Origin of the sequence: Streptomyces sp. NPDC059003 (genome assembly GCF_042740445.1) — a bacterium.
Lineage (GTDB): Bacteria > Actinomycetota > Actinomycetes > Streptomycetales > Streptomycetaceae > Streptomyces.
Genome location: NZ_JBHYJH010000369.1, coordinates 1 through 3,772, shown reverse-complemented (window position 1 = coordinate 3,772; position 3,772 = coordinate 1). Strand labels below are relative to the sequence as shown.

General features: G+C 72.8%; 3 protein-coding genes. All 3 read right to left on the bottom strand.

Annotation, left to right across the window (positions count from 1 at the left end):
• Positions 1 to 12 precede the first annotated feature (12 nt).
• The 3 genes from ACFWZ5_RS45530 to ACFWZ5_RS45520 are packed head-to-tail and all read right to left on the bottom strand — an operon-like array spanning position 13 to position 3,556.
• A complete protein-coding gene (locus tag ACFWZ5_RS45530) occupies positions 13 to 636 on the bottom strand; it encodes a GNAT family N-acetyltransferase (RefSeq protein WP_384805301.1) in 624 nt (207 codons plus the stop codon).
• A complete protein-coding gene (gene fabF, locus ACFWZ5_RS45525; protein WP_384805303.1) occupies positions 636 to 1,898 on the bottom strand; it encodes a beta-ketoacyl-ACP synthase II in 1,263 nt (420 codons plus the stop codon). The genes ACFWZ5_RS45530 and fabF overlap by 1 nt, the downstream gene beginning before the upstream one ends.
• Positions 1,895 to 3,556 (bottom strand): class I adenylate-forming enzyme family protein, encoded by a 1,662-nt coding sequence (locus ACFWZ5_RS45520; RefSeq protein WP_384805305.1) that lies wholly within the window; start codon positions 3,554 to 3,556, stop codon positions 1,895 to 1,897. Before ACFWZ5_RS45520 ends, fabF begins: the two co-directional genes overlap by 4 nt.
• Positions 3,557 to 3,772 lie beyond the last annotated feature (216 nt).

The window sequence follows — 3,772 nt, the reverse complement described above, 5'->3', positions numbered from 1 at the left end:
GCGCCGCACCGTTCAGGAGCGCTCGAACAGGTCCCGCAAGTACGTCGCGGACGTCGCCGAGAAGTGGTCGAGCAGCAGCCGCCGGGCGTCCTCCTTCTCCGCGGCCGGGATGACGTCGGCGGCGAGGCCGAGCTCGGAGTCGCGGGACAGCGCGTAGAACTCGTCGCGCAGCAGGGAGCAGACGACGGCGTCGAAGTACTGTCCGTCCAGGAAGAAGTAGTCCCGCAGGACCCCTTCGAGGGTGAAGCCGCCGTGCGTGATGATCTGCACCATCTGCCGGTTGTACGTGCCGAGGGTCAGCTGCACCCGGTGGGCGTTGCGGGCGTGGAAGAGGTAGTTGAGCAGCAGCACGTTCGCCTCGACGCCGTAGCCCTGGGTCCACAGGTCGGGGGCGCCGATGGCCGAGCCGATGGTGTAGCTGCTCGGGTGGGCGAGCGGGCTCCAGTTGACGGCGCCGACGCGCTGCCCGTCGTGGGTGACGACCATCAGGAAGTTGCCCGCCTGTCGCAGGGCCTCGACGGAGACGAACTGCGGCGAGCCCGACGAGTAGGTGCTCACGGTGCTGGCCGACCAGTCGGACAGCGTCTGGAAGTCCTCGTCGCGGCAGGGCTCCAGGGAGACGAAGTCGCCCCGCATCACGCGTCCCAGGCCCGCACGGCGAGCACCGCGTTGTGGCCGCCGAAGCCGAAGGAGTTGCTCAGCGCGGTGCGCACCTCGTGCTTCTGCGCGGTGTGCGGGACGAAGTTCATCTCGGTGTCCAGCGGGTCGTCGCAGTTGAGGGTGGGCGGGACGATGCCGGTGTTCAGCGTCTTGACGGTGGCGACCAGCTCCACGGCGCCGGCCCCGCCGATGAGGTGGCCGATCATCGACTTCTGGGAGCTGACGGGGATCCGGGTGGCGTGCTCGCCCAGGACGGCCCGCAGGGCCGCGACTTCCGTGGGGTCGTTCAGCGGGGTGCTGGTGCCGTGCGCGTTGACGTAGTCGATGTCGGCGGGGTCGAGCCGCGCGTCGTCGAGGGCGTCGCGGATGGCCCGCTGCGCGCCGCGGCCCTCGGGGTGCGGTGCGGTGGCGTGGTAGGCGTCGGTCGTGGCGCCGTAGCCGACGACCTCGGCGAGGATCGTGGCGCCGCGCCGCCGCGCGAACTCGGCCTCCTCCAGGACCAGGGCGCCGCCGCCCGCGCCGAGGACGAAGCCGTCCCTGCCCTGGTCGAAGGGCCGGCTGGCGCGGGTGGGTTCGTCGTTGCGGCGGGACAGGGCGCGGATGTTGCACATGGCGGCGATGTCGAGCCGGGTGATCGGGTCGTCGCTGCCGCCCGCGATCATCGCGTCGACGCGGCCCTGGCGGATCATCCACATGGCCTCGCCGACGCAGGAGGTGCCGGTGGCGCAGGCGCTCACCAGGGCGGCGGTGGGGCCTTCGGCGCCGTACTGGAGGGCGATCTCGGAGGAGGCGTTGTCGGGCGACGCGCCGGTGGCGTAGCTGGTGCTGACGCCCTTGGGCCCGCGACTGAGCAGTGCGTCCAGGGCGTTGCCCGCGGCCACGTTCGCGGCGTATCCGGTGCCCATGAGGACGCCGAGCCGGTGGCCGTTCTCCTCGGTCACGGTGAGCCCGGACTCCTCCATGGCCTGCTTGGCGGCGGCGACGGCGAACCAGGAGAAGTGGTCCATGCGGCGGCTGGCGACGCGCGACATGTAGCGCACCGGGTCGAAGCCGACGACCTCGGCGCCGATGCGGGTGGCGAGTCCCGTGGTGTCGATGGACGTGAGGGTGCGGATGCCGCTCTGCCCGGCGACGAGGGCGTCCCAGAAGGTGTCCACCGTCTCGCCGATCGCGGTGACCACGCCGGTCCCTGTGATGACGACGCGACGCTCCGCGCCGCGGCTGCCGTGCGTGCTCATGGGTGGGTTCCTTCCGCTTTTTCGGGACTGTTCACTGCGAGGGACGGCTCGGGGGCGCCCGCGCGGTCGGCGGGGCCGACGGGGTCCGCACGGTCGGCGGGGTCGGCGGCGAGGCCGTCGGAGAGGGCCAGTTGGCGGGCCAGGAGGCGGCCGTCGGGCTTGCCGTTGGCGCTCACCGGGAAGCGGCTCACCACGACGACGCGGTTGGGGTGCTCGAAGGGCGGCAGGGCCGCGCAGATCCGCCGCCGCCAGTACGACGCCTCGCGGACGTCGGGGTCCTCGACGACGAAGATCAGCTCCTGGCCGCGGCGCGCGTCGTCACGGGTGACGATCTTCACGGGGCGCCCGCAGGCCTCGGCCTTGCGCTCCAGGACCTCCGGGTAGAGCGTGAACCCCAGGCGGTGCACGGCGAACCGGCGCCCCAGGACGAACAGGTTCCCCGCCGCGTCGAGGTGTCCGAGGTCTCCCGTCCGGTACGGCCCGGACGGCGCCGGGGTCAGGCCGTCCGCCACGGACAGATAGCCGGTCATGAGGTCAGGGGTGCGTACGTGGATCTCGCCGATCTCGCCCGGCGGCAGCGGGCGCCCCGCCTCGTCGGTGACGAACACGTCCAGGCCGTCCAGGACGCGGCCGCAGCCCGTGGGGTTGTCGGGGGTCGCGAAGGAGACGTTGCCGATCTCGGTGCTGCCGTAGCCGTCGAGCAGCGGCGCCCCCGTGACCTCCGGGAACCGGCGCACCAGGTCCTGGTCGGACGGCGCCCCGCCGGTGCACCACAGCCGCACCTTGGTGAGCCCGGCGAGCAGTCCCGGATGGCGCCCGGCCAGGTTCAGCAGGCTGCGGTACGTCACAGGCGTGGCGTCGACGACGGTCGCGCCGACGGCCGCACCGAGCGAAAGGGCCCGGTCCAGGCGGGAGTTGGGGGTGACCGCCAGGGTGCCGCGGCTCAGCCAGGCGAGCAGGACGAGGGACAGGCCGTACTGGTGGGAGTACGGCAGGACCGGCAGCAGGACGTCGTCCGGCCGGTAGCCGAGGGCCTGCCGGGTCCGGTCCAGGTTGCGCAGGAACGCGCGGCCGGACTTGACCACGGCCTTCGGTTCGCCGGTCGTGCCGGAGGACCACAGCACCAGGGCGTCGTCACGGTCGAGCCAGCGGGCGACCGCGCGGAAGGGGTCCGTGTGCGCGGCGCTCACGGCCCGGAGGGGCTCGGCGTGCGCGGTACTCTCCGCGGCGCTCCCGGCGGCGCGCCCCGCGTCGTGGTGGGGCAGGACCTCGTCCAGCTCCGCCATCGTCAGGAACGGCAGCCCTGACGGTGCGTCACCGAACTGCTCCACCAGCGCGAAGTCGACTCCCGCCGCGGCGGCGAGGCGGTGCGTCTCCTGCGTGGTCTGCTGTCCGTCGATCAGCACGATCGAGGAGTCGAGGCGCATCAGCGCGAGCAACGCGACCACGTACACCGGGGAGTTGCCCGCCTTGAGCAGGACGCGCCGCCCGCCGCCGAGCCCGTGCCCGCGCAGCACCCGGGCCAGGGCGAGGGCGCACACGTCGGCGTCGAGCGCCGTGCGCGCGGGGTGGTCGCTGACGAGTCGCATTCCCGACGCGTCCGCGGCGCGGCCGACGAGGGGCCGCCCGCCGAAGAGCTGTGTGCCTGCGTCCGACATGCTGGTGCGTTTTCCTCACGGTGGTGAGCCGGCGGGTGGCCCGGCTGGTGGTCCCGCGGAGCGGGAGGCATCCTGGGGGAGGTGGCGTGAACCAGACGGATCCCGGTTCACGCCACCTCGTCATTTACTGCGCTCAGCAGCCGCCGGTGCTGGCAGTGCTAGCGGCGAGCAGGGCGGTCTCCTCCTGAGAGGTCTCCATCTCCTGCAGATCCAGGA

Excerpts from the sequence above, each read along its gene's own strand:
- ACFWZ5_RS45530 (WP_384805301.1), bottom strand. The coding sequence starts at position 636 with ATGCGGGGCGACTTCGTCTCCCTGGAGCCCTGCCGCGACGAGGACTTC.
- fabF (WP_384805303.1), bottom strand. The coding sequence starts at position 1,898 with ATGAGCACGCACGGCAGCCGCGGCGCGGAGCGTCGCGTCGTCATCACA.
- ACFWZ5_RS45520 (WP_384805305.1), bottom strand. The coding sequence starts at position 3,556 with ATGTCGGACGCAGGCACACAGCTCTTCGGCGGGCGGCCCCTCGTCGGC.